This window comes from Paeniglutamicibacter psychrophenolicus (genome assembly GCF_017876575.1).
Lineage (GTDB): Bacteria > Actinomycetota > Actinomycetes > Actinomycetales > Micrococcaceae > Paeniglutamicibacter > Paeniglutamicibacter psychrophenolicus.
On the sequence record NZ_JAGIOE010000001.1, the window covers coordinates 42,354 to 65,250 of the forward strand.

The following is a 22,897-nucleotide window of genomic DNA, read 5'->3' on the forward strand; positions in this document are numbered from 1 at the left end:
GCCGGTGGCGCGGCCTTGTTGGACGCGCCACCCGCCTAGCTACCTACACCGTAGTCCGCGGGAAAAACAGTTTCAGAACTTTACGATGATTTTCCCGGTGTGTTGCCCCGAATCGAAGTATTCGTGTGCCAAAGCGGCTTCCGTGAAGGGGAAACGTCGATCGATGGACAACGTGAGCGTCCCGTTGGCCAGCATCGGCAGGGCGTGCTCTTTCACCGCTGCGACGATTTTCGCCTTTTGTTCCAGCGGCCGGGCGCGCAGCGTGGTGCCCGCGACCCGGGCGCGCTTGGCCATCAACACCCCGAGGTTGAGTTCTGCCTTGGCGCCTCCCTGCAGGCCGATGACCACCAGGGTCCCGTCCTTGGCCAGCGCACGAACATTTGGTTCCAGGTACTTCGCGCCCACGACGTCAAGGATCACGTCGGCCCCGGCGCCGTCGGTGAGCTCCTTGGTGCGCGCGGCAAAGTCCTCTTCGCGGTAGTTGATGCCGGCGGCCGCACCGAGGGCCAGGCAGTGGGCGATCTTTTCCTCGCTTGAGGCGGTCACCAGGACCCTGGCCCCGGCTGCCGCAGCCAATTGGATGGCCATCGACCCGATGCCTCCGGCCCCGCCGTGCAGCAGCACGGTGTCTCCGCGGGCGAGCCCGGCCTCCAAGAAGAGGTTGGACACCACGGTGCAGGCGACTTCCATGAAGCCCGCTGCATCGACAAGGTCCACGGTCTCGGGAACCGAAAGCACCTGCCCCGCGGCAACCGCCACGTATCGGGCGTAGCCGCCGCCGGCCAGCAGGGCGCAGACCCGCTGGCCCACCGCCAGTCCCACCGTGCCCTCCCCCAGTGCCTCGACGGTGCCCGAAACCTCGAGCCCGGGAATATCGCTGGCCCCGGGCGGAGGCGGGTAGACGCCCCGGCGCTGCTGCACGTCGGCACGGTTCAGTCCGAAGGCCGCCACCTTGATCAGCACTTCCCCGGGCCCGGGGACCGGCATGGGCCGATCGACTTCGGTGAGCACCTCCGGGCCGCCGGCACCGCGGTATTCAATGGCACGCATCATCGTCATCCTTGTCTTCCAGCTTTCTTCACTTGGCTTGGTTGGCAGGGCCAATTGGGGCCACTCTACCGCCCGGAAAAACCGACTCCCGATTGTGACCGCAGGGGCGTGGCGGTCCCAGGGCACGTTCGGGCTGGCGTATACTTTCTTGGTCTGGATGGTTGTCCGAGCGGCCTAAGGAGCTGGTCTTGAAAACCAGTGTGCGGTAACCCCGTACCAAGAGTTCAAATCTCTTACCATCCGCTCACATAGAAAGCCCCTACTTCCTTTTATTTACGAGGAAGTAGGGGCTTTTCTTGTTTAAGGCTAGAGGCCTTTTGGGCACGTTTTGGGCACAAGTCATTTTGAGACAGCGGCATCCAGAGCTATGTCCGCGGCGTCCAAATCGTCATCAAACAGCTCTGCATAGACGTCCAGCGTCATTGCCGCCGAGCTGTGACCGAGCATTCGTTGCACCGCTTTCACGTTGGCGCCGGCACTCACGGCAAAGCTTGCGGCCGAACGCCTAAGGTCATGAGGCGTCACTCTGTCGACCTTGGCAGCTTGAACGGCCGAGCGATCAATTATGACCCCCTAGACTGCGTCGGGGCGTATAGGGGCTCAGTCATCTTTGTTGCCACTCGAAATTACTCAAATTCCCCGTGATTTCGGGTCACTATCCGTTACAAGCGTCATGCCATGTCGGTACAATTGATGCTATGAACACTCGTATATGCCCCGTTTGTCAGGGGTCCATGGCTATGAGGCGTGCTGATGCCCGTTTTTGCTCGACTAAGTGCCGCGTTTCGGCACACCGTCATCCGTGTTCGATTCCAACTGAATTGGTGAATCTGGATAGGTGGGTGCGCCGGGATGAGAAGAAGCGCCCTTAACGCTTTCGGGAACTTTCGCATCATCGACAAATCCAGCCACCTGGGCAACCTACGCCGAGGCGAAATGCTCGACTGCCGCCGTTGGTCTCGGGTTCGTTTTGGCCGGCGACGGTATCGGCGTGATCGACCTGGATCACTGCATCTTGGATGGGAAGGTGTTGCCGTGGGCTGCTGAGATTCTCGCGGCGAACCCTAACACCTTTACTGAGGTTTCCCTGTCCGGCAGCGGGCTGCACGTCTGGGGCCTGCATGAGGCGGCGAAGGGCAAGCGCGTGCGCGATGGGCGAAACCTCGAAGTCTACTCGCGTGGCCGGTACGTGGCTTTGGGTGAGCGGTTGCCCGGGACCTCATTTGAGCTACGCCCGCTGGTCATCGACTTCTAGCCAGATCCGGTTCATTTGATCCGGCACCGTACCCATCGTCATGTCCGCGTTGTGTCGGTGCGCCGAGATAGCATCGGCATATTTCCCTCCAACCAAAGGATTACTTATGCGTTTCAATGACGTTATGCACATCTTGGCCAACAGCACAGCCGAAGATTGGCACTACATTCCGTGCCACGGTGGCAACGGCCCGGCCTATGCAGTTGATTGGAAGGAATCAGAAGGCAACTTCACACCGAACCCACACCCGCGCCGAGCCACATATTCAGCCGACGTGAACCTGACCATCGCTTGGGGTCTGGAATTGCAGGAGGACGGAGAGTTCGCCTGGCTTGAAGAGGGCATTCCTTCGTTCATAAAGGGGAAGAAAACGACCGCCGACCTTGAGTGCATCGATGTTTTTTGGGCCGGCGCGCTCATCGCCCGCCGCCACTACTATGCAGTTGCCAGTGAACATGTTTGGATCCCGGCATTCCAGCATTCCGAAGGGGAACGAGTCATCCTGGAATCTCACGTTCGATTCCTTGAGACAGTGAGTCACATCGAAGCCGGAGATCCGATGAACAAGCTCTACACAACGCGATCGGCCCTCGAAAGGATCGGGGTTCGCGTAGATAACGACATAGCACTCCCGCTTTACTAGGCCCTGCCGACGACAACTGCCCTCAGTAGCTCATCCGAGCCGCTGAGGGCTTTCGCAGTTGTTCCAGAAGGCCGCAACCACCGTCAGCGGAGTGGAGGGATGGGCTTATCTAAAAGCAGTATTCGTTGTTTGCTACAGCCTGTTCAACGCCTTCAACATTGCTAGTGAAAGTCTCAGAAATCGACTTCATACCTTGGATGCACTGACTCCGTTCTTTTGGTTTCATTTGCCAGTCTCGCAAGAGCTGCATGTAGCCGCTGGCGAACGTTGCACAGTGCTGACGAAGGTTCCAGCGAGCGAAGCCTGTTATATGTTGCCTCTCCAAGGCCCGTATTAGGTCGATTTCCCCTATGAGGAACGGATTCATCTCTAGTTCCCGTTCGTGATGATGCATTCTCCAGATGGCGCCCGATAGCTCAATAGCTTTGCACATGTTGTCTATCCCATTTACGTAGATATCTTCTCTTGCTAAGTCGTCTTGTTTTACTTTCTCGGCGTCCTTTGGTTTCAAGAGCGCTGAAGGATCTTCGCCATCGTAGCCAGGGTAAAACTCAGAGACTCTGGCCGCAGCACCAAGTGCGCGAAGGTAGTCGGCTAGGGCCGAGATCTCAAGTTCCTTTTGGCGGGCCGCTAAGTCACCTTCGGCCTGGCCTTCCATGGCCTCTAGCGTAGTTCTAGAAGTTGTCCATGCATGGTAGGCAAAATAGGCAAGAAGAAATGTTCCGATAGCAGTAGCCCATGTTCCCAAGGTGATCGCATCGACACCGACTGGCGGATATCCGTTGATCCAACCGATCCAGAAGATCGCGTTGACCACCAACAGGACACTGGTAGCCCAGGCCAGTGCTTTCTCGATAGGTGTCGCAGGTCCCCGTTTGCTCATCATTTCCCCCAATTAGTTCAAATCAACCAGTCCATCTTCACATGATCCACGTTCTAGGAGGACGATACGATTTGTTCATGCTAGAGCTCATCCCCGACGGTGTCCCTATCCGGCAGGCCAGCGTCCGCACCAGAACCGGCATAACAACACCCAAACCATCGACGGGTTCTACCGCGTCCAATGGGACGACGGCACCATCACCCACGCAGCACCCGACATGATCGAACGCGACCCCAATAGGATTGACGGATGATCACCGCCGAGTCTTTCGAATGTGTCCTGCCACCACTGTCAGCCAAAGCAGATTCTCTAATCAGTTGCACCTACCAATTGGCGAACGCCCCGTCAGGATGGGAAGTTGGCAGCGCTCTAGCCAACTGGGGAATCCTGGCCATTGCAGCGGGCGCACTTTGGGTATCCAATAGGCAGCGACAGCAGGCAAACAAGGATATGTCCGACACCCTGGAGCACAGCAAGAAGGCTCATGAGGAACTGCTAGAAGCGAATGCAAGGGCCTTAGATCTTCAGCTCAAGGTCGCCGAAAAGGTTGCTCAAGATCAGATGGAAGCTGCTTACAAAGCAAATCAGGCTCAGCTTGATGCCGCATACGCCGCGACTCAAGCGCAGCTGGACGCTTCGCAGAAGGCAACACAAGCAGATCTCAATGAGCGGAAGAATGCTCGTGAACTCGAAATGACGGCCGAATTCGTGGCAGCGCTAGATGAAATGCTCATGGCCGCACATATCGACGTGAACGAGGAGGGCCGCGGATTGACCCTCCGGCGAGCAATTACAAATACCTCGGTTGCCTCAGGAAAGTTCCAGCTGTTCGTAGGTCATTCACAAACCCTCGCTGATCTTGAAGAACAGTTGCAACGGTTACTCGATGGATTCGCACCCGTGAAGCTCGCAGACTTCAAGTCGCGTCAGTACGATCGGATCTTTAAAATTCATGCCATATTGCGAACCGGGATTGTCGAGTATCAGAAATCCCGAAACTTCCCGCCGATACTCCCATTGGTTCTTGGTGCCTTGAAAAGCGGCGACATGGCACTCGTGGATCAAATGCTTTGGATCGACCCAGCCGCGTAGGCTCGACCAATCAAAAGCCCCGGCTAACCCCGGGGCTTTGTCATTCCCAAAAACAGGAGGACCAAGTGACCATCACCCTGGACCGCCAGCAGTAGGCCCCCAGCAGCTCACACGAGCTGCTGGGGGTCTGTTCGTCATTTAGGACTAACATTCAATGAATGAGTAAAAAGCGCGAATCGATCGAGGCAGACAGCCCTAGCGAGCAGACGGCAGCAGAAGCGATTCTGGGCGCCTTCCAGTCTTTTCAGAATTGGGAAGAAACGATCGAGAAGTACCAAACGCCGGCGCGTACTTCCCGGTTCGCTGATGACAATGCGCTCAATAGACATTTTCCAGTCAATCAATTGGCTTATGAACAACTAATGGTTGCATTCGGATCGCTCCAAAGCCTTGAGCAGATGATCGTGAATGAGAAAGGTGCGACGATACAGATCGTGGCACATCCGTATGGTCCCTACGCATTGGTGCGGAATGCTATCGACGCAGCAGCACAGGCTCTGTGGTTGATAGAACCTGAGAATTCCAAACTTCGGATCAGGCGAAGAATCGAAGCGCAACTGAAAGACATTCACCTATCTAAACAATTCAAGACTGAGATCGATGAGCCATCAAAGAAAACAGAGAGATGGATCAAGGGCTATACCGAGCGCATGAAGGAAGTCGCCGAAGAGTCCGGCCTAGACACAAGTTCTTTCAAGGACTGGAAACAGCCAACGATGACAATGATGCTGGGCAAGCTGCAACATTGGGATCAGATTGCGAGTCTGACTTGGTTGGCGGCGTGGCAACTTTGCAGTGGGCATGCGCATGGGAAGCAGTGGGCAACGTTTACGTCGCATGAATTGACGGAAGTTCCTGGTACCGCCGATGAAGTCGGGGCAACATTCCATGTAACCCTTAGCTACAAATCACTAGCTGGTGTCATCCTTTCAACGCAAAAGCTCATCCAGGCCACATGCGAGCGGTATAGCGAGCTCTCTATGCCATCTGACGGATAGCGAAACGTTCCACAGGATTCTTCGCGATCGTTCTGGGAAAGTTTTGGGTACACCGTGGGGATGCCTTGTCGCCGGGCTGAAAACGATACGCGCCGATCGCGTCAACGCCAGCAGTAAGCCTTCTCTTTCATTGCGGTTCGGTGGGGAGCGTTTCGAACCAGTCTTGAAGTTCATCAGCACCGATTACTGGCCGGCTGGTTGGGTAGCGGGCTACGAGGTTGCCCGCCTTGATATTGACGCGGATCGTATCCATGCTTACCCCATAGGTGGCAGCAGCTTCTTGGACGGTGTATGCCTTCTTGGGATCCATGCTCGTAACCTACCGAGTGATGCCTAGGACGTCTAGCAGTCCGATTAGAAGTATCCTGCGTTCACTCAAGCAATTGACGGGCACTATTTGGGCACATCTACAGTGAAACGACGTTATCTACAGGCATGTAAAACCCCCGAGAATTCACGGAACAAGCCACTCCACTGGGCATTAAAAAGAGTTCAAATCTCTTACCATCCGCGCAGTTCAAGGAGTCGGTTCCCGTGCCCACGGGAACCGACTCCTTTCGTTAACCCGCAGGCCATGGTCAGGACAGGGTGCGGCACGTAGGATTCCTCGCAACCGGGCAGGCAGGATTCCCGGTTCCCGAACCAACGGAAACCCCCAGGAATTGGAAGCGTTCGAAAATGCCCCTGCGCGATAGCACCCCCGCCGGAAACCCGGTATGGACCGACATCATGACCACCGACATCGAAGCCAGCAAGAAGTTCTATGCCGCACTCTTCGGCTGGGAGTTCGAGGAATCGATCTCCGAGGAATACGGCGGGTACCTCAGCGCCACGCGGCAGGGACGCCTCGTCGCGGGGCTCTCCCCCTACCAGCCCGAGTTCGGCGGCATTCCCAACATCTGGTCGCTGTACCTGAAGTGCGACGACATCACCGCCACGGAGGCCAGCGTCCAGGGCGCCGGCGGCCAGGTCCTGATGCCGCCGACGCATGTGGCGCCGTACGGGCACATGGGCATCTTCCTTGATGCCGGCGGCGCCGCATTCGGTGTCTGGCAGCCGCAGGATCACCAGGGGTTCGGCGTTGATTCGGCGCACGGCGCCCCGGCGTGGCACGAACTGTATTCCAAGGACTACCCTGCAGCGGTGGAGTTCTACTCCAAAGCCTTTGGCTGGGACACCCACGTAATGTCCGGTTCCCCGGAATTCAGGTACACCACCTACGGGCAGGGCGACGATGCCAAGGCCGGGCTGATGGACGCCTCCGGCTTCCTGCCGGCCGAGGTCCCCGGATTCTGGGTGACCTATTGGGGCGTGGATGACGTGGATGCGGCCTGCGCGACGGTGGTGGCCAACGGCGGCACCGTGACCGAGGGCCCGCATGATTCCGAGTTCGGCAGGGTTGCCGCGATCACCGATTGCTGCGGCGCCAGCTTGAAGCTGGTGGGCGTGTAGCAGGGCCGGGATATTCCCGTCGCGGGGAGGGTACGGGCTTTGGTGCCCGGCCCTCCCCGCGGTCATTTCGTTCCATGGCCGAGTGCCTGTTTCTCAGCGCGGCTGGTTCAGGTCCTGGATCTGGCTCAGGCGCAGCAGTTCCCGGGCGATATCTTGGGCATCGCCCAGGGTGCGGGCCGCACCGTCGAGCGGGGCACCGGCCTGTGCCGCGATGGCGGTACCCCATTGCGCGGAGGACAGCTGGAGTCCGAGCACGAAAAGCGCCCGGTGCGCCACCCCGCGGGCATCAACCACCCGGTACGGCTCGCCCATGACCTCAAGTCCCGAGCCCGGGAATGGTTCGCCTTGGTCGTTGCGCATGTGAAACGCGGCGGCCAAGCCATCGTCGAGCAGCTGCCGCAGCAAGGGCGAGCCCGTCTGCAGCACGCGGTTGGCCGGCATCATGGCCTCGATGAGCGTGCGTGCCGTACATGCCGGGGCGTCGACCCACGGCGAGGATGCGGTGAACACGCCGGAAGGCCCGTCAATCTCGAACTCCGGGTCCGGGCCGATGAACTCCACGACGTTGGCCCGGGCCAATGCTGCGAGCTCCTCGATGCGTTGCAGCGGAGGACCGGAGGCCAGACCCTCGACCAGCGGTTCGAACCAGCCCTGCACCTCGCTCTGGCGCGACTCGTCCGAGATCAGGCGCTCGGTGATCATCTCCTTGACGACCATGCGCCCGGCGTTCAAGGTGGCAATGGCCATCTTCAACGGGTCTTTCTCGCCTTCCACCGAGGAAATCGCATCGAACTCCAGGTATTCCATGACGGCCTTCTGGTATTCCTTCAAGGAAGAAAAACCCCGTTCGGCGAAGGGGTGGCCCAGCCGGGGGACATCAAGGAATCCCAAGGCGGGCGCCTGCTCTTCCACGAGCCGGCGAGCGCCCTGCAGCCACACCTGGGAACCTGCCTGGTGCTCGGCGTCGAGCACCGCAACCAGGTTGTCCACGAATTCGTCGGGGTCCACCTCGAAGCGGGACGGGTGCCGCCTGGCCGCGGTGCGGTAGTAGGCCAGCAGGACGTCGCGGTGCAGCAATGGCCACACATGCGCGTCAAAGCGGACAACGGCGTCCGGGTTCAGCACCCGGGCCTCGGCAACCTTCTGGACGATCACGTCGAAGTCCAGGTAGCGCAGTTTCACGGAGTCCGGGATGAACTCCTCGATGCAGGATTTTGCACGGTACGGCGTTCCGCGGCGGGAGGCTGCCACGATCCGTGGTTCCCGGCCCGAGGGCCAGTATTCCAGGGCCCGACCCGGCCCGCCGTTGATTTCATTGAACTGTCCGCCGCGCCCCACTGTCAGGGCGATCATCACGTCAAAGAAGTTCAGGCCCAGTCCGCGAACCAAGACGGTTTCCCCGGCGGGAACCTTGTCCCAGGCAACGTCACCGGGAACGTTGGGCCCCTGGTAGGCCAGGCCGGCGTCGTCGGCGGCCTGGGCCATTGCCTCCTGTGCCGGGTTCAAGTGTGCCGGAACGTGGCCCAGGGCCAACACCACGGCGTCTGCACGCAGTTCAAGTGCATCGCCGGATTGTGGCGTTTGGCTGTTGGCGTCGGCAACCCGGCGGCCAGTGAGCAGGTAGTCGGCCTCGCCGCGGTGCAGACCGGTGATCTCGGCGCGCTCCACACGCACCTCAACGACCGCAGTGTTGGCGCGCAGGGCCGCCACCGACCGCTCAAAAACGTGGCGCAGGTACCGTCCATACAGGGCCCGCGGCGGGTAGGACCCCCGGCCCATCTTTTCCAGCTCCTCGGCCTCCACGCTGCTGAGCACGGCGCCGTCGCCGCCGGCCAGGCGCCATTGGTCAAAGCTCAATCCCGGTTCGCCCGGGGTTTCCCGTTCAGGGGCAACGGTGGGGAATCCCGCGGGGGTGTTCATCAGGAAGAGCCGGGACTGGGCCGTGCTCCAGACATGCCCGGCACCCGGGTCATGGACGTCAAAGACCACCACGGTGATCGCGCGCGAATGGTTCCGGGTGCGGTCCAGTTCGGATGCCAGGCGCTCAAGGACCGAGGTACCCCGCGGTCCGGCTCCCACAACGGCAATGACGTACGGTTCTCGACCGGGATTCTGCTGCTCACTCACGCTTTTAGCCTAGTCTGCCGTCATGCCTTATCGGTCCGCTTGGACACGGGAATTGAAGTTCGTGCCCAAGCGAACCGCTGGTTCAAGACATCCAGCCCTTGCTGCTACGCAGCTTCATAACTTTCCACCGTGGCGCGCAGGGCATCGGAATGCAGGTAGATCTCGTCAAGGCTTTCAATGGGGATACGCGTTTCTGTCTTGTCTTCCCCAAACAGCCCGAGGTATTTCTGTGCTCTGTTGAAATGCAGCCTGGCTATCGGTTTGCGGTTGTTGTCATCGAGCAGCACCGCAAAGTAGGACTTCGCATCTCGATGCGCAATGCGGTTGACCTTGACGTTCTTGCAAACAATGGCACGAACAATGTGGAAGCCTTCGAGTTCTTCCAGCGTCGTATCAACGCCGTCGTCCGGCTCAAGGTCGGCTTCGACCACAGGTTCGCTGGTGACGCTGGAGGCAGCCTCCGCACTCGACATCATGGGAATGTTCGGTTCCCCGAGCGCCGCCTTGAGGCGATCGTTCACCTGATCTGCAAGGTACTGCTTCGTGGCCTTGGCTACGAGGACTGTGAACTGCTCGCGCACGCGCTGCGTAAATTGCCCCTCGTAGACGCCAGCCGACAGGAACTTGACCCACTCCGCCGTTGGTTCCTGGAAGTTGGCGGCGATGGCGCGCTTGATCTCCCCGACGTAGCGGAGTTCCTCCGCGGCGCTGACAATGGATTCAAGGTCGAACGCATCACGGGACAGCTTGCGCAACTCCGGGATCAGTGTTTCGTCGATGTCGTTCATGTCGAGGATCAGGAACGGCTTCGCATCCATCTTGTTCGGGGCATCGAGGTCGGTATAGAACTGGTAGACCTCCCCATTGGTCAGGATCGCGATTCTTGCGGTGGTGGCGGCAAAGTAGCGGTAGAGCTGCGATGCATGCTCGTACTTGAGGCCACCGGCCGAACGCTTGCACTCAATGAGGATCTGCACCTCGCCACCAAGCATGATGGCGTAATCAATCTTTTCGCCCTTTTTGATCCCGATGTCGGCGGTGTACTCGGGGACAACTTCCAGCGGGTTGAACACGTCATACCCGAGGATCGTCGAAATGAACGGCATGATGAATGCGTTCTTCGTCGCCTCCTCGGTTTCGATGATGTTGCGTTGCTGCTGAATCTTTGCCGCCAGCGCTGCTAGCCGTTCTCCGAACTGCATCGTTTTCCCCTATTCGACGAAACTGAGACCTTCTGCTCAACCTACCCACGGACCCCGATAAAAAGGGGCATCCCACCACGAGTCATATAACGAATCGATTACGAATCCCCAGTGTGCAAACAGTCGGCTTCCCTAGACTGTCCATATGAGCACCCCTCACCTTGAAACCCCCGCATCCACAAGCCTCGCCGAAACGACAGGTAGTTCCGAAGCCCCGGCCTCGGATGCCCTCGTGCAGAACGACAATGTCCAAGCCGCCGAGAACACCGCCGAGGATCAATTCCTGTGGCTCGAGGAATTGGATTCGGACCGAGCCATGGACTGGGTGGTTGGCCAGAACGACCGCACCGAGGCGGAACTCTTCGACGCGGATTTCGCCGCCACCAAGGATGCCATCCTCACGGTGCTGGACGCCGCCGACAGGATCCCGATGGTCACCAAGCGCGGAGAGCACTACTACAACTTCTGGCGCGATTCGCAGCACCCCAAGGGCTTGTGGCGGCGCACCAGCTGGGAGTCGTACCTGCAACAGGAGCCGGAGTGGGAGGTCCTGCTGGATGTGGATGCCCTGGCAGCAGCCGAGGGAATCGACTGGGTCTACTCCGGGGCACAGATGCTTCGCCCGGCAAGCGGCAGGGAATACACCCGGGCGCTGGTCAAGCTCTCCCCCGATGGCGGTGACCAGGTTCGCGTGCGGGAATTCGACCTGCCAACCCTGGCCTTTGTCCCCGGAGGTTTTGACCTGCCGGTCGCCAAGACCAACGTCTCCTGGGCGGATGCGGACACCTTGTTTGTCGCCACCGATGTCGGGGAAGGGTCGCTCACGCTGTCCTCGTATGCCCGCACCGTGCGCCGCCTGTCGCGCGGCCACGAGCTGGCCGAGGCCGAGGAAATCTTCGCCGTCGACCAGTCGCACGTCCTGGCCTACGTTTCCCATGATTCGACCCCGGGGTTCGAACGCGACGTGGCCCACGACGTCATCGATTTCTACAATTCCAAGACCTACGTTCGCAGCGGCGATGAGTGGGTGCACCTTGACGTCCCCACCGACGTCGGGGTTTCGCTGCACCGTGGCTGGGTGATCTTCTCCCCGCAAACCCCGTGGACCCGCGAAGGTGTCACCCACATTCCCGGCTCACTGGTGCTGGCAGAACTCGACGGGTTCATGGCCGGCACCGGGGCCCTGCGCGAGATCTTTGTCCCCACGGACTCCACCTCCCTGCAATCCATTGACTTCACCGCCAGCCACATCCTGCTCAATGTCCTGCAAGACGTCTCATCCCAGATCCTCATCTGCGATCCCGCCCGCGGCTTCGAGCTTCGGCCTCTGGACATCGGTTCCCCGTTGCACAGCTTCAGCATCTCGGCCGTCGACGACGAGGATCCCGAATGCGGCGAGGACTTTTGGCTGTCCCTCACCGGTTTCCTCACACCCACCACCCTGGCACGCGGGACCGTCGGCTCGGACGCGGCCAACGCCGCAACCCCGCTGCCGGTAAAGAGCGCACCGGCTCGTTTCGATGCCGAAGACTTCGAGGTCTCCCAGCACTTTGCCGTTTCCGATGACGGAACCCGCGTCCCCTATTTCCAGGTGTCCCCGCGCGAGCTTCCGCTGGACGGGAAGAACCCGGTGCTGATGAACGGCTATGGCGGGTTCCAGGCCAGCCTGACCCCGAGCTACCTCGGTGCGTTGGGTCCCGGCTGGCTGGTTCGCCGCACTGAACAGGGCCGGCGCGGCAGCTACGTGGTGGCCAACATCCGCGGCGGCGGCGAGTACGGGCCGCGCTGGCACCGGGCTGCGCTGCGGGAAAACCGGCACCGCGCCTACGAGGACTTCGCGGCCATTGCCCGCGACCTCATCAACCGCGGGGTCACCTCGCGCGAACACCTGGCCGCGACGGGACGTTCCAACGGCGGGCTGCTGATGGGCAACATGATCACCGGCTACCCCGAGCTTTTCGGGGCGATCTCCTGCGGTGTCCCCTTGTTGGACATGCGCAGGTACACGCGGCTGGCCGCCGGGCATTCATGGATTGCCGAGTACGGCGACCCGGATGTGCCCGCTGACTGGGAATTTGTTCGCACGTTCTCCCCGTACCACCGGCTCGACGATGCGCTCCCGAAGGGGGCCACCTACCCGGCCTCGCTGATTTGGAGCGCCACCAGTGACGACCGGGTCGGCCCGGTGCAGGCCCGGAAGATGGCGGCGAAGATGCTGGACATGGGTGTGGGCAATGTCCGCTACCACGAGTCCCTTGACGGCGGACATGCCGGGGCCAGCGACAACGGCGCGACGGCGACCATGCTGGCAACCAGCTACGAATTCCTCTGGCGGCACGTCGCGGACTAATTCATCTTGCGGTGCGCTTGCCGCCCGGGTCGTCGAGTGCGGCATCGAGGCGCTTGAGCAGACGATGGCTCAGCCGGACTTCGTGGGGCAACTCGCGAAGCTCGGCGGGGCCGATGTCGAGATCTTGTTGTTCCAGGATTTCACTCAGGAATTCCCAATACTCCGTGGCCATGTCTTCTTCGTCTTGGTCCTCCGTCGGGGCATCGGGTCCCATGACATCGAATGCTCTCTTTTCGATGTCGTCAACCGATGCATCCGCCCAGTGCTGGCTGATCGACCACCCGCGATTGTCGAGCAGCAGGACGCTGCCGCCGTCCTCCAACAGCAGCCCCAGCCGGGCAGCCACCGAAACACGGCTTTTGTCGGGCGAGCTGTAGTCGAGGTCCGCCACGGTCACCAGTTTGAAAGCACTTGCCATGTGGCCAACGTTAGCGCGTCAGGCCTCCGGTTGGCGGCGGCAGTTGGTCGTTCCCGCGCGGTTGTTGCGGCCCTTTCGGTCTCGTTTTGTGCGGCGCGCCAGCTTTGGGTAGTCTAGGGGAGCTGGAAACAGCAATATGGACACGTGCCAGAGCGGCCGAATGGGCTTCACTGCTAATGAAGTGTCGGGGTTATACTCGACCGGGGGTTCAAATCCCCCCGTGTCCGCTGAAACAGTCTCGATTCGTCGGGGCTGTTTTCGTTTAACCTGCCGGACCCGCCGTCGCCGGAAAATTGCCGCGACAAAGACAAAAAACCGCGTATACCCGGCCCCTTCGGGGAGCCAAGTGCACGCGGCCTCAAGCGGTCCCCTTGGGGATCCCGCCCAGGGAACTACTTGTCGCCGTCCCCGAATGCGTTGAGCAGGGTTCGCACCATCTCATCGGGCAGGCCCGTGTGGCGGACGACGATGGTGGTTGCCTCGTCCAGCTCACCCAGGCGCAAGTGGTCCAGCAGTTCCGAGCGCTCGGGTTCCACCAGGTCGTTGATGCTGAATTTCACCTCGCCGTCCGGTCCCTGCCCCTCGAAGCTGAAGTCGGCAATATTTGCGGTTGAGGCCTGGCCTCCACCCAAAGGGGAAGCCGCAAGCATCTTCAGGATCTCGGCCTGCTCCAGGCCCGAATGCTTGGCAATGAGTCCCGCGGCCCCGGGCAGGTCGTTGTCCCGCACCAGCGACAGGAACTGGTCGTATTCCGCCGGCGGCAGGTCCTCGCTGGCGAATTCCCGGGATTCCCCGTCCACCAGGTACGAGACCTTGAACTGTGTCGAGGTCCGTTCCGCTTCGCTTCCGAATTCCTCCGCCCATTCGCTGGGCACCACCCATGCGTCCTCGAGGTTCTGCTCATTCGCGGAAGCCGGAGCGGAGTCATTGGGCGGGACGGGCTCGCTCGGGATGCTGGCCGCCGCGCTGGGCTCCTGCACCTGCGGGACCTGGGGCTCCGCAGCCTTGGCCGCATCGCGTTCCGCTTCGAGCTGCTGGGCAACGGTGGGTCCGAGGTCTGGTTCCTTGCGGACCTGTGGGAAACGTTCCAGGCTTCGCACCGCGATGATGCTGGCCTTGTAGCCTTCCCCGGTCATGGCCTTGTAGTTTTGCACCGCTGCCATGAAATCGCCCTGGGCCAAGGACTTGTAGACGGCTCGGTGTCCTTCTCCGGTCAGGTGCGCGGCGGCGGCCTGCGCCGATTCCGGGGTGATTGCAGCAGAAACCTCGGCCGAGTTCTTGATACGCAGCTTCTTCAGTCCCATCCACGCAAGTCCGAGAATGAGCAGCGGGACGACGACCCAAAGCAGAATTTCCATATCTCTAGCGTACGGCCCGGCGAGACCCAGCGCTAAGTTGCAAGGGCCAAAGGTTGTCCCTGCCCGGACCCGCAGGCCATGTTCTATCGGCCGCTTCTACCCAAATACCAGAGCGCTCCGAGGCGGGTGTCCTCCTCCAGGTCTGTTCAATTGGCAATCGGGTCGTGTTGCCGCTGCCAAGCCCGCGGCAACACGACCCGAGTCCCCCCGTATTCACTTTTGCCGGTGGACCGGTACTCCTTGTGGCCGGGTCCGAACTCAGACCACCAGCGGCACTTCGTAAATCTCGTCGGCCAGGTGGCCGGCCCGCTCGTGGACCCGCTGGACCGCCTCAGCGGAGGGGCCTTCGGAGAGGCAGAAAATCTTCCCGCTGACCGGGTCGGCCCACGCCCTCTTGAACTCCACGCCTTCCTCGCCCTGAAGGGCAAGATCAGCCTCGTGCGCAGCCTTGAGGTCCGCTGCGGACAAGCCCTGCATGTGGTTGTGGACATCCATGAATTCAGCCATAGCAACACTTCCTTGGATTGTGGCAAACGCATTCATGACTCTGCGTTGGCCCCATTCTAGGAGCAGCTCGGACGCATAAACATAGCTGCCGGCCACGAATCCTGCCGCCGGCCGCCACCCTGCCGGCACGGCTCGAATCCTGCGGAAACGTGCCGCCTTGCAAACGCCGCTAGCCGGCCACTCCCAGCACAAACGGAAGCACCCCGGGGGCCCCGGCCTCGCGCAGTATCCTGGCTGCCTCGGTCATCGACCACCGACTGTCGGCCAGGTCGTCGAGGAGCAGGATCGGGCCCGGGGCGCCGGCCAACTTCTCGGCCATTTCGGCGGGAACCACAAACTGGTCCCAGACCGCGGCGAGCCTGAAGGCCGAGTTGCCGCCCGAGCCGCCGCGCGGCCCATGGTCCCGGTATTCCAGCTGCCCCAGATACGGCAGCCGGCCGATGGTGGAAATGCCTTGGGCAAACGATCCAACCAGTTGCGGGCGGGACCGCGAGGGCATTGAGACCACCGCGACTGGCCTGGTCGACCATTTCCACTCGCTGAGCACCTTCACGCAGGCATCGAGCATGGCCTGGGGCACCGGTGCATCCGGCTCGTCCGCGCTTTCGAGCAGGGCGCGCAACCGGCCGCCCCAGCCCAGATCGGTCAACCGGGCCAGGGCCCGTCCGTCCTCGGCCTGGAACCCGGGGGCGATCTTGCCCTTGAGCGGAACACCCAGTTTTTCCATGCCGCCGGGATACATCCGGCGTGCCTCAACCAGGGCACCAACCCTGCCCAGGGCAGTCTGCGCCGAGTCCTTGGCCGAGGCCTGGATGTCATCGCTGAACCAGACACCCGCGCAGTTGTCGCAGCGACCGCACGGGGCAGCCGCCGGGTCGTCAAGGGCGCGGGAGAGGAATTCCATGCGGCAGGTCTTCAGGTTTTCGTAGTCGAGCATCGCGTTCTGCTCGGCCACGCGGGCGGCGGCCACCCGGGTGTAGCGTTCGGCGTCGTAGAACCACTGGGCGCCCGAACCAATCCACCCTCCGGAGACCCGCTCCACGGCGCCATCCACGGCCAGCACCTTCAGCAGCAGCTCGAGCGGCGTGCGCTTGATGTTGACCCGGGCCTCGAGCGCGGGCACCGACAGCGGCCCCGTCGTAGCGGCGAGTTCCTGCAGCACGGCATTGGCCTTCTGCTGGTCCGGCATGGAACTGGTGGCGAAGTAGCGCCAGATCTCGCGATCCTCCGGACCGGGCAGCAGCAGCACGTCTGCGTTGATGCTGCCACGACCGGCACGGCCCACCTGCTGGTAGTAGGCCACCGGGGAGCTGGGTGCCCCGACGTGGATGACAAACCCGAGGTCCGGCTTGTCAAAGCCCATGCCCAGCGCGCTGGTGGCCACCAGCGCCTTGACCTCGTTGTTCTTCAGCGCGGTTTCGGCGCGGTGGCGTTCTTCGGTGTCGGTGCGACCCGAGTACGCGAGCACCTTGTGCCCGGCCTCGGCCAGCAACCGGGTGATGTCCTCGGCGGCGGAGACGGTCAGCGTGTAGATGATGCCCGAGCCGTGGAAGTCGTTCAGGTGGCTCAGCAGCCAGGCGAATTGCGAGCGCGGCGAGGCCAGGCGAAGCACGCCCAGGCGCAGGGACTCGCGGGCCAGCGAGCCGCGCAGCGTGAAGACCTCGGTGCCTCCCACGGCCAATTGCTCCTGCACGTCGTGGACCACCCGCTCGTTGGCCGTGGCGGTGGTGGCCAGCACCGGGACATTGCCCGGCAACGCCTGGATGAGGTCCTTGATGCGGCGGTAGTCGGGTCGGAAGTCATGGCCCCAGTCGGAGATGCAGTGCGCCTCGTCGATGACCAGCAGGCCCATCCGCGCCACCAGCGCCGGCAGCTGGGTGTCGCGGAAGACCGGGTTGTTCAGCCGCTCCGGGGACACCAGCAGCACGTCCAGTTCGTCGTTGTCGAGCTTCTGGGCGATCGACTGCCAGTCCAGGGCGTTGGCGGAGTTGATGGCCTCTGCCCGCACCCCGGCCCGGGAGGCGGCGGCGACCTGGTCGCGCATCAACGCCAGCAGCGGGGAGACGATCAGCGTCGGCCCGGCCCCGCGTGCCCGCAGCAGCAGCGAGGCCACGAAGTACACGGCGGATTTTCCCCAGCCGGTGCGCTGCACCACCAGCGCCCGACGGCCCCCGGCCACCAGGGCCTCGATGGCCTCGAACTGGCCGTCGTGGAACTGCGCATCGTCCCGGCCGACCAGGGAACGCAGGATGGAAGTGGCAGCGGAGCGCAAGTCCGAATCAATGCTGGGTGTATAGGCGTCCATGGCCCCCAGTATTCCAGTGTCCACCGACACTTGCCCCCACCGGGCAAATGCCGCACCTATGGCACTACTCACCTTCATTGCGCCAATTCCCCGGAGCATCGGGCCAACCGGATAAGCTCATGGGTGTGAGTGTGGAAATCGATCTTTCAGAGTCCTTCAAGGCCTACGACGTGCGCGGCATCGTCGGGGCCACCATTAACGCCGAGGCGGTCGAGGCCATTGGCGCCGCATTCGTCGACGTGTTGGGCCTGTCCGGACAGGACGTCCTGGTCGGCGGGGACATGCGCCCCTCCTCCCCCGAATTTTCCGCTGCCTTCGCGCGCGGGGCCGCCTACCGCGGTGCCAACCCGAAGATGCTCGGGTTGATCTCCACCGACGAGCTGTACTACGCCGCCGGCTCGCTGGGTTGCGCCGGGGTGGTGTTCACCGCCAGCCACAACCCGGCCGCCTACAACGGCATCAAGATGGCCAAGGCAGGCGCCGTGCCGGTGTCCTCCGACACCGGGCTCTTCGACATCCGCGACCTGGCCCAGTCCTACCTGGACGAGGGCCTGCCGGTGTCCACCGAGGCCCCCGAGGGGACCGTCGCAGAGATCGACGTGCTGGCGGACTACGCCGCCTACCTGCGCGAACTGGTCGACCTGACGGGCATCCGCCCGCTGAAGGTCGTGGTCGATGCGGCCAACGGCATGGGCGGGCTCACCACCCCCGCGGTGCTCGGCGACACCCTGCTGCCGGGATTGCCGCTGGAAATCATCGAGATGTACTTCGAGCTCGACGGCACCTTCCCCAACCACCCGGCCAACCCGCTGGAACCGGAGAACCTGCGCGATTTGCGGGCCGCGGTCATCAAGCACGGCGCCGACATCGGCCTGGCCTTCGACGGGGACGCGGACCGCTGCTTCGTGATCGACGAATTGGGCAACCCGGTCTCCCCATCGGCGGTCACCGCGCTGGTCGCCGTGCGCGAGATTGCCCGGGCCCGGGCCGCGGGCGAGGACACCCCGGTGATCATCCACAACCTGATCACCTCCCGCGCGGTGCCCGAGGCCGTCGCCGCGGCCGGCGGCCGCCCGGTGGTCACCCGCGTGGGGCACTCCTTCATCAAGGCCGTCATGGCGCAGGAAGGCGCGGTCTTCGGCGGGGAGCACTCGGCCCACTACTACTTCCGCGACTTCTACAACGCGGACACCGGCATGCTCGCGGCGATGCACGTGCTGGCGGCGCTGGGCCACCAGGACACCCCGTTGAGCGAGTTCGCCGCGGAGTACGAGCCCTATGTTTCCTCCGGCGAGATCAACTCCGAGGTCCAGGACAAGGCCGGGGCCGTGGCCCGCGTGCTGGCGGAATTCACCGATGCCCCGGTCACGGTCACCCGCATGGACGGCACCACCGTGGCAGCCACCGACGGGTCGTACTGGTTCAACCTGCGCCCCTCGAACACCGAACCCTTCCTCCGCTACAACGGAGAAGCAATAGACACCGCGACCATGGAATCCATCCGCAACCAGGTCCTCTCAATCGTCAGGAGCAACGCATGAGCACCCCCGAAAACAAGATCGCCGAACTCGACGAGGCCGCCCAGGCCGAGCTGAACAAGGTCCTGGGCACCGCCCTGGGCGTGGCCCGCGAACAGCTGGAGGAACAAGGCGTCTTCTTGCCCTTCGCCATCGCCGTGGAACCGGCCACCGAGGAAAACGCCGAGCCGGAACTGCGCCTTCTGGCCGTCCAGCCCACCGAGGACCTCGACGACCCGGAAGCCGACATCGACGCCGAGGTCATGATGGCCGATCTCGTCCAGCTGCTGCAGGACCAGCGCGATTCCTTCAACGCCGTGGCCTTCGTCTCGGATGTCACCTTGCTGGATGACGCCACGGACGCCGTGCACGTACTGGCAGAACACCGCAACGGCGGTTCGGTCGCCATCGTGCAGCCCTACACCGCACCGGATCCGGAAACCGGGATCTGGGAGTTCTCCGAGCCCAGCGCCGAGGGCGGCCAGATCCAGGTCTGGGCCTAATCCCCCCGATTGTTTTCCGGCCTGTGGCCCGGAACCGGTTCCCCGGTTCCGGGCCACCGGTCTTTGTACTGCTGTTCCCGGCATGGCGACGCGGAGCAGGAACGCCAGGGGCCGCCAAACACGATCGAAGCGTTTGCTGGAGCAATGCCGGACGGGCACCGGCTGCCCGAGGTCTGGATCACGGCGCAGGAATCCAACACCTGCGAGAATGGGACACGTGAAACTCAGCGCCTATGCAGACGTGTGCCTGCGCACCTTGATGTTTCTCGGCTCCCGTCGCGGCCAACAGGTCACCACCATGGACATCGCCGAGCAGATCGGCGTGCCCTACAACCACGTGGCCAAGGCCATCGTTGAGTTGCGCAACCGCGGCGCCCTGGACGTGGCGCGCGGACGCTACGGCGGATCGCAGATCACCGGCCGCGGAATGGATCTGCGCGTGGGCACCTTGATGCGCGACCTCGATGTCCGCGAGGATGTTGTCGACTGCATCTCCGAGGCCGGGGTCCCCTGCCCGCTGCTTGCCGCGTGCAAGCTGCGCAGCGCCCTGCGCCGGGCCCGCGAGGCCTTCTACGCGGAGCTGGACCTGCTCAGTGTCGAGGATCTCACCTCCGTTTCCACCAAGGCACCGCTTCCATTCCCCGCCATGCCCTGACAGCCGCAACCCCGGGATTCAGGGCGTTGTAGCGACTTCCGGCACGTTGCGCGGGCGCAAAGGCACGGCGGTTTGAGTCCCGAAATGACACCCTCCTGCACGAACTCGACGGGCCGATTTGCATCCAACTTCTACGCCATGTAGAAATGAAGTATCAATCTTGCATGACAGATGCAAGATAAGAGCCACCCTTCGTCAAGGAGCCACAAGATGCTTTCCGAGAAGTCCCGCCCGGTCATCGAAGCCACGCTGCCAATCATTGGTGAGCGCATCTCCCACATCACCCCGAAGTTCTACGACCGCCTGTTCGCCGCACACCCGGAACTCCTTGACGGACTCTTCTCCCGCGCCAACCAGAAAAACGGTGCGCAGCAGCAGGCCCTTGCCGGCTCCATCGCGGCCTTCGCCACCCACCTGGTCAACAACCCCGGCACCCTGCCCGAGGCGGTGCTCTCCCGCATCGCCCACAAGCACACCTCGCTGGGCATCGTCGAGGAGCAGTACCCGATCGTCTACGAGCACCTTTTCGCCGCCATCGCCGAAGACCTGGGCGAGGCGGTGACCCCCGAGGTCGCCGAGGCCTGGTCCGAGGTCTACTGGCTCATGGCCGACGCCTTGGTCAAGATCGAAAAGGGCCTCTACGCGCAGCAGGCCAACGACAAGATCTGGACAGACTGGAAGCTCGTGGCCAAGGAAGTCGCCGGAACCGGTTCGGTCACCTTCCGCTTCGTCCCTGCCGACGACACCCCGGTGACAGTGGCCAAGGCCGGCCAGTTCGTCTCGGTGCGGGTCCCGCTGCTGGACGGGGTGCGCCAGTGCCGCCAGTACACCCTCAGCGATTCGGTCACCTCCACGACCGAGCGCGTGATCACCACCAAGTTCGACGGCGGCGGCGAGGTTTCCCCGTTCATGCACCGGCACCTGGACGTCGGAGACGTCATCGAGCTTTCCAACCCGTACGGCGACCTGGTCATCGACACCACCGGCGCCCCGATCATCCTGGCCACCGCGGGCATCGGCTGCACCCCCAGCGCCTCCGCGCTGGCCACCCTCGCCGCCGCGGGCTCGGACCGCCAGGTCATGGTGCTGCACGCCGAGGCCAACGAGGATGCGTGGGCGCTCAAGGAGCAGATGCTCGAATCCGTCGAGTCCCTGCCCAACGCCGAACTGAAGCTGTGGCTCGAGGACATCAACGCCAAGGCCGAAGGCACCGAAGCCACCGAGGGCTACATGTCCCTGGCCAACCTGGAGCTGCCGGCCGATGCCCGGCTGTACCTGTGCGGACCGCTGCCGTTCATGCGCGCTGTCCGCTCGCAGGCCATCGATGCCGGCATCCCCGCCACGAACATCCACTACGAGGTCTTCGGCCCCGACCTCTGGCTCGCAGCCTAACGAACCGGAAGCCGCGGGTTCCGCGGCGATAGGCATATCAGCGGAACCCGCTTGGGGGGCGAAGGCCGCCACCGATGACTCGGTGGCGGCCTTCGCGCTTCGTTTCAGTACCCCACGGGAACCACGTCACCAAAGGCTCCGGAATCGGTGATCCTTGCACCGTTGTATTTGAATGTCCTTAGGACGATCCGCCGGTCATCGATGGTCAGACCGGGAACGGCACGCAGGATCTTGCGCTCGATGGCTAACAAATCGGCTGGGCTGTTAAGCCAGACCACCATGTGGATGTTGTGCGCGCCGGTCACAGCCATCATGATCCGGAGTTCCGGCATTTCAGCCCCGAGATCTCGGTCAATAAGAAGCATGGCCTCCGGCGTCATGGTTCCCCAAAACACGGCACTGACGTTGCGTCCCAGCCCGTGACGCACCAGGTCGCAGCGCACATTGATGAAGTTCCCTGTTATCAGCCGGTTAACGCGTCGGGCCGCGGCCGGCGCGGAGATTCCGGCGCGATCGCCAATTTCCCTGAAACCCATCCTCCCGTTGGTGCTCAAGGAACGCGCCACCTCGCGATCGGCTTCATCCATCACAACGTTGCGGTCTTCGCGAGCGGAACCGGCGCTAGAGGAAAGGCTTCGAAGCGTGCGCACCGCAGCCGCCGGCAATGCACGAAAATGCCATTTGCTGGCTTCCACCAACTGACCGGTCACCGTGCGCACCGAGTAGTGCAGCACTCCGTCCATGGACCCAATGGTGGTGATCAGGAAGTCCGCCAGTGAGCCCCCGGGTGCGGCAACCGTCACCAAGAGGTGAGCAGACCCTGCAATGAACTGGACGGTCATGGCCCGGTGGTCCATGAAAAGTTCGTTAGCAACCTGCGTGACCTGGCTGTTTCTGCATGTCAGCTCGACGAATGCCATTTCCAGTTGCGTGGCACTGCCATGGCCCGGGGAGGTGGAGATGCGAGCCAGTCCGGCCTCCGCGATGCGGTCCCAGCGGCGTGAGAGTGTGGTTGCATGCACGTCCAGGACCTTCGACAGCTCGCTCCAGCTGGCTCGTGGTGCCAGCTGGAGGGCGTTGACGAGCTCCAGGTCACTTTCGGAGATGCCGGCTATTTTCTGCAAATTTTTTGCCATAAAATCTTTTTCCTGCATTCTGGAGAAAAGTCATGTCTGTCTCCTTACGTTTAG

The 22,897-nt window shown here is 62.4% G+C and carries 20 protein-coding genes, 2 tRNA genes and 1 pseudogene; 12 read left to right on the forward strand and 11 right to left on the reverse strand.

The genetic code is table 11. The features are described from left to right. Positions 1-72 precede the first annotated feature (72 nt). Positions 73-1,050 carry an NAD(P)H-quinone oxidoreductase gene (locus tag JOF46_RS00200; RefSeq protein ID WP_209905476.1) on the reverse strand — a complete coding sequence of 326 codons (978 nt, stop codon included), beginning with the start codon at positions 1,048-1,050 and terminating at the stop codon, positions 73-75. A 155-nt stretch (positions 1,051-1,205) separates the two neighbouring features. Between JOF46_RS00200 and JOF46_RS00205 the strand changes: the two genes are divergently transcribed. Next, positions 1,206-1,293 (forward strand) — tRNA-Ser (locus JOF46_RS00205). A 96-nt stretch (positions 1,294-1,389) separates the two neighbouring features. Here the strand turns inward: JOF46_RS00205 and JOF46_RS00210 are convergent. Further along, a pseudogene (locus JOF46_RS00210) lies at positions 1,390-1,602 on the reverse strand (tyrosine-type recombinase/integrase); the annotation flags it as partial. A gap of 439 nt (positions 1,603-2,041) precedes the next feature. Here JOF46_RS00210 and JOF46_RS00215 point away from each other — a divergent pair. Together JOF46_RS00215 and JOF46_RS00220 are read left to right on the forward strand one after the other, a co-directional pair. After that, complete coding sequence (locus JOF46_RS00215) at positions 2,042-2,305, forward strand: hypothetical protein (protein ID WP_209905477.1); 264 nt, start codon at positions 2,042-2,044, stop codon at positions 2,303-2,305. A 106-nt stretch (positions 2,306-2,411) separates the two neighbouring features. Next, entirely contained in the window at positions 2,412-2,948 is a 537-nt protein-coding gene (locus JOF46_RS00220) for a hypothetical protein (protein WP_209905478.1), read from the forward strand. A 109-nt stretch (positions 2,949-3,057) separates the two neighbouring features. On the opposite strand, the gene JOF46_RS00225 is transcribed toward JOF46_RS00220, so the two are convergent. Then, a complete protein-coding gene (locus JOF46_RS00225) occupies positions 3,058-3,831 on the reverse strand; it encodes a hypothetical protein (protein ID WP_209905479.1) in 774 nt (257 codons plus the stop codon). A gap of 249 nt (positions 3,832-4,080) precedes the next feature. Here JOF46_RS00225 and JOF46_RS00230 point away from each other — a divergent pair, with 249 nt between their 5' ends. Both JOF46_RS00230 and JOF46_RS00235 read left to right on the forward strand, forming a co-directional pair. Continuing rightward, a complete protein-coding gene (locus JOF46_RS00230; RefSeq protein WP_209905480.1) occupies positions 4,081-4,923 on the forward strand; it encodes a hypothetical protein in 843 nt (280 codons plus the stop codon). A gap of 158 nt (positions 4,924-5,081) precedes the next feature. Then, positions 5,082-5,921 (forward strand): hypothetical protein, encoded by an 840-nt coding sequence (locus JOF46_RS00235; protein WP_209905481.1) that lies wholly within the window; start codon positions 5,082-5,084, stop codon positions 5,919-5,921. Positions 5,922-6,048: 127 nt separating this feature from the next. On the opposite strand, the gene JOF46_RS00240 is transcribed toward JOF46_RS00235, so the two are convergent. Then, positions 6,049-6,231, reverse strand: coding sequence for a MerR family transcriptional regulator (locus JOF46_RS00240; protein ID WP_209905482.1), 183 nt, complete (start codon positions 6,229-6,231; stop codon positions 6,049-6,051). A gap of 368 nt (positions 6,232-6,599) precedes the next feature. On the opposite strand from JOF46_RS00240, the gene JOF46_RS00245 reads away from it, so the two are divergent. Beyond that, positions 6,600-7,373, forward strand: a complete 774-nt coding sequence (locus JOF46_RS00245) for a VOC family protein (protein ID WP_209905483.1) — start codon at positions 6,600-6,602, stop codon at positions 7,371-7,373. Between the two features lie 93 nt (positions 7,374-7,466). Here JOF46_RS00245 and JOF46_RS00250 read toward each other — a convergent pair whose 3' ends face one another. Together JOF46_RS00250 and JOF46_RS00255 are read right to left on the reverse strand one after the other, a co-directional pair. Next, complete coding sequence (locus JOF46_RS00250) at positions 7,467-9,500, reverse strand: FAD/NAD(P)-binding protein (protein WP_209905484.1); 2,034 nt, start codon at positions 9,498-9,500, stop codon at positions 7,467-7,469. A gap of 104 nt (positions 9,501-9,604) precedes the next feature. Next, a complete protein-coding gene (locus JOF46_RS00255; RefSeq protein ID WP_209905485.1) occupies positions 9,605-10,702 on the reverse strand; it encodes a type I restriction endonuclease in 1,098 nt (365 codons plus the stop codon). 145 nt (positions 10,703-10,847) lie between these two features. Between JOF46_RS00255 and JOF46_RS00260 the strand changes: the two genes are divergently transcribed. Next, positions 10,848-13,052 (forward strand): prolyl oligopeptidase family serine peptidase, encoded by a 2,205-nt coding sequence (locus JOF46_RS00260; RefSeq protein ID WP_209905486.1) that lies wholly within the window; start codon positions 10,848-10,850, stop codon positions 13,050-13,052. A gap of 1 nt (position 13,053) precedes the next feature. Here JOF46_RS00260 and JOF46_RS00265 read toward each other — a convergent pair whose 3' ends face one another. Next, the gene (locus JOF46_RS00265; RefSeq protein ID WP_209905487.1) at positions 13,054-13,470 is read right to left on the reverse strand and encodes a hypothetical protein; all 417 of its coding nucleotides are present in this window, start codon (positions 13,468-13,470) and stop codon (positions 13,054-13,056) included. A 138-nt stretch (positions 13,471-13,608) separates the two neighbouring features. On the opposite strand from JOF46_RS00265, the gene JOF46_RS00270 reads away from it, so the two are divergent. Next, positions 13,609-13,697 (forward strand) — tRNA-Ser (locus tag JOF46_RS00270). 165 nt (positions 13,698-13,862) lie between these two features. Here the strand turns inward: JOF46_RS00270 and JOF46_RS00275 are convergent. The 3 genes from JOF46_RS00275 to JOF46_RS00285 all read right to left on the reverse strand — a co-directional run bounded on the left by JOF46_RS00275 (position 13,863) and on the right by JOF46_RS00285 (position 17,640). After that, entirely contained in the window at positions 13,863-14,828 is a 966-nt protein-coding gene (locus JOF46_RS00275) for a hypothetical protein (protein ID WP_209905488.1), read from the reverse strand. 258 nt (positions 14,829-15,086) lie between these two features. Next, on the reverse strand, positions 15,087-15,335 hold the full coding sequence (locus JOF46_RS00280; RefSeq protein ID WP_209905489.1) for an SCO4226 family nickel-binding protein: 249 nt from the start codon (positions 15,333-15,335) through the stop codon (positions 15,087-15,089). A 169-nt stretch (positions 15,336-15,504) separates the two neighbouring features. Further along, positions 15,505-17,640, reverse strand: a complete 2,136-nt coding sequence (locus JOF46_RS00285; protein WP_209905490.1) for a RecQ family ATP-dependent DNA helicase — start codon at positions 17,638-17,640, stop codon at positions 15,505-15,507. Between the two features lie 119 nt (positions 17,641-17,759). Between JOF46_RS00285 and JOF46_RS00290 the strand changes: the two genes are divergently transcribed. From JOF46_RS00290 to JOF46_RS00305, 4 genes are all read left to right on the forward strand, one after another. Then, the gene (locus JOF46_RS00290; RefSeq protein ID WP_209905491.1) at positions 17,760-19,181 is read left to right on the forward strand and encodes a phosphomannomutase/phosphoglucomutase; all 1,422 of its coding nucleotides are present in this window, start codon (positions 17,760-17,762) and stop codon (positions 19,179-19,181) included. Then, a complete protein-coding gene (locus JOF46_RS00295; RefSeq protein WP_209905492.1) occupies positions 19,178-19,660 on the forward strand; it encodes a hypothetical protein in 483 nt (160 codons plus the stop codon). Before JOF46_RS00290 ends, JOF46_RS00295 begins: the two co-directional genes overlap by 4 nt. Before the next feature lie 208 nt (positions 19,661-19,868). Then, positions 19,869-20,315, forward strand: a complete 447-nt coding sequence (locus JOF46_RS00300) for an RrF2 family transcriptional regulator (protein ID WP_245347948.1) — start codon at positions 19,869-19,871, stop codon at positions 20,313-20,315. A 210-nt stretch (positions 20,316-20,525) separates the two neighbouring features. Beyond that, positions 20,526-21,707, forward strand: coding sequence for a globin domain-containing protein (locus JOF46_RS00305; RefSeq protein WP_209905494.1), 1,182 nt, complete (start codon positions 20,526-20,528; stop codon positions 21,705-21,707). A gap of 104 nt (positions 21,708-21,811) precedes the next feature. Here JOF46_RS00305 and JOF46_RS00310 read toward each other — a convergent pair whose 3' ends face one another. Beyond that, complete coding sequence (locus JOF46_RS00310; RefSeq protein ID WP_209905495.1) at positions 21,812-22,861, reverse strand: Lrp/AsnC family transcriptional regulator; 1,050 nt, start codon at positions 22,859-22,861, stop codon at positions 21,812-21,814. Between the last annotated feature and the right edge of the window lie 36 nt (positions 22,862-22,897).

Coding starts and splice junctions, on each gene's coding strand:
- JOF46_RS00310 (WP_209905495.1), bottom strand. CDS start 22,861: ATGCAGGAAAAAGATTTTATGGCAAAAAATTTGCAGAAAATAGCCGGC.
- JOF46_RS00235 (WP_209905481.1), top strand. CDS start 5,082: ATGAGTAAAAAGCGCGAATCGATCGAGGCAGACAGCCCTAGCGAGCAG.
- JOF46_RS00290 (WP_209905491.1), top strand. CDS start 17,760: ATGGGTGTGAGTGTGGAAATCGATCTTTCAGAGTCCTTCAAGGCCTAC.
- JOF46_RS00255 (WP_209905485.1), bottom strand. CDS start 10,702: ATGCAGTTCGGAGAACGGCTAGCAGCGCTGGCGGCAAAGATTCAGCAG.
- JOF46_RS00305 (WP_209905494.1), top strand. CDS start 20,526: ATGCTTTCCGAGAAGTCCCGCCCGGTCATCGAAGCCACGCTGCCAATC.
- JOF46_RS00240 (WP_209905482.1), bottom strand. CDS start 6,231: ATGGATCCCAAGAAGGCATACACCGTCCAAGAAGCTGCTGCCACCTAT.
- JOF46_RS00265 (WP_209905487.1), bottom strand. CDS start 13,470: ATGGCAAGTGCTTTCAAACTGGTGACCGTGGCGGACCTCGACTACAGC.
- JOF46_RS00285 (WP_209905490.1), bottom strand. CDS start 17,640: ATGGACGCCTATACACCCAGCATTGATTCGGACTTGCGCTCCGCTGCC.
- JOF46_RS00245 (WP_209905483.1), top strand. CDS start 6,600: ATGCCCCTGCGCGATAGCACCCCCGCCGGAAACCCGGTATGGACCGAC.
- JOF46_RS00300 (WP_245347948.1), top strand. CDS start 19,869: ATGGGACACGTGAAACTCAGCGCCTATGCAGACGTGTGCCTGCGCACC.
- JOF46_RS00295 (WP_209905492.1), top strand. CDS start 19,178: ATGAGCACCCCCGAAAACAAGATCGCCGAACTCGACGAGGCCGCCCAG.
- JOF46_RS00225 (WP_209905479.1), bottom strand. CDS start 3,831: ATGAGCAAACGGGGACCTGCGACACCTATCGAGAAAGCACTGGCCTGG.
- JOF46_RS00230 (WP_209905480.1), top strand. CDS start 4,081: ATGATCACCGCCGAGTCTTTCGAATGTGTCCTGCCACCACTGTCAGCC.
- JOF46_RS00280 (WP_209905489.1), bottom strand. CDS start 15,335: ATGGCTGAATTCATGGATGTCCACAACCACATGCAGGGCTTGTCCGCA.
- JOF46_RS00275 (WP_209905488.1), bottom strand. CDS start 14,828: ATGGAAATTCTGCTTTGGGTCGTCGTCCCGCTGCTCATTCTCGGACTT.
- JOF46_RS00260 (WP_209905486.1), top strand. CDS start 10,848: ATGAGCACCCCTCACCTTGAAACCCCCGCATCCACAAGCCTCGCCGAA.
- JOF46_RS00220 (WP_209905478.1), top strand. CDS start 2,412: ATGCGTTTCAATGACGTTATGCACATCTTGGCCAACAGCACAGCCGAA.
- JOF46_RS00200 (WP_209905476.1), bottom strand. CDS start 1,050: ATGCGTGCCATTGAATACCGCGGTGCCGGCGGCCCGGAGGTGCTCACC.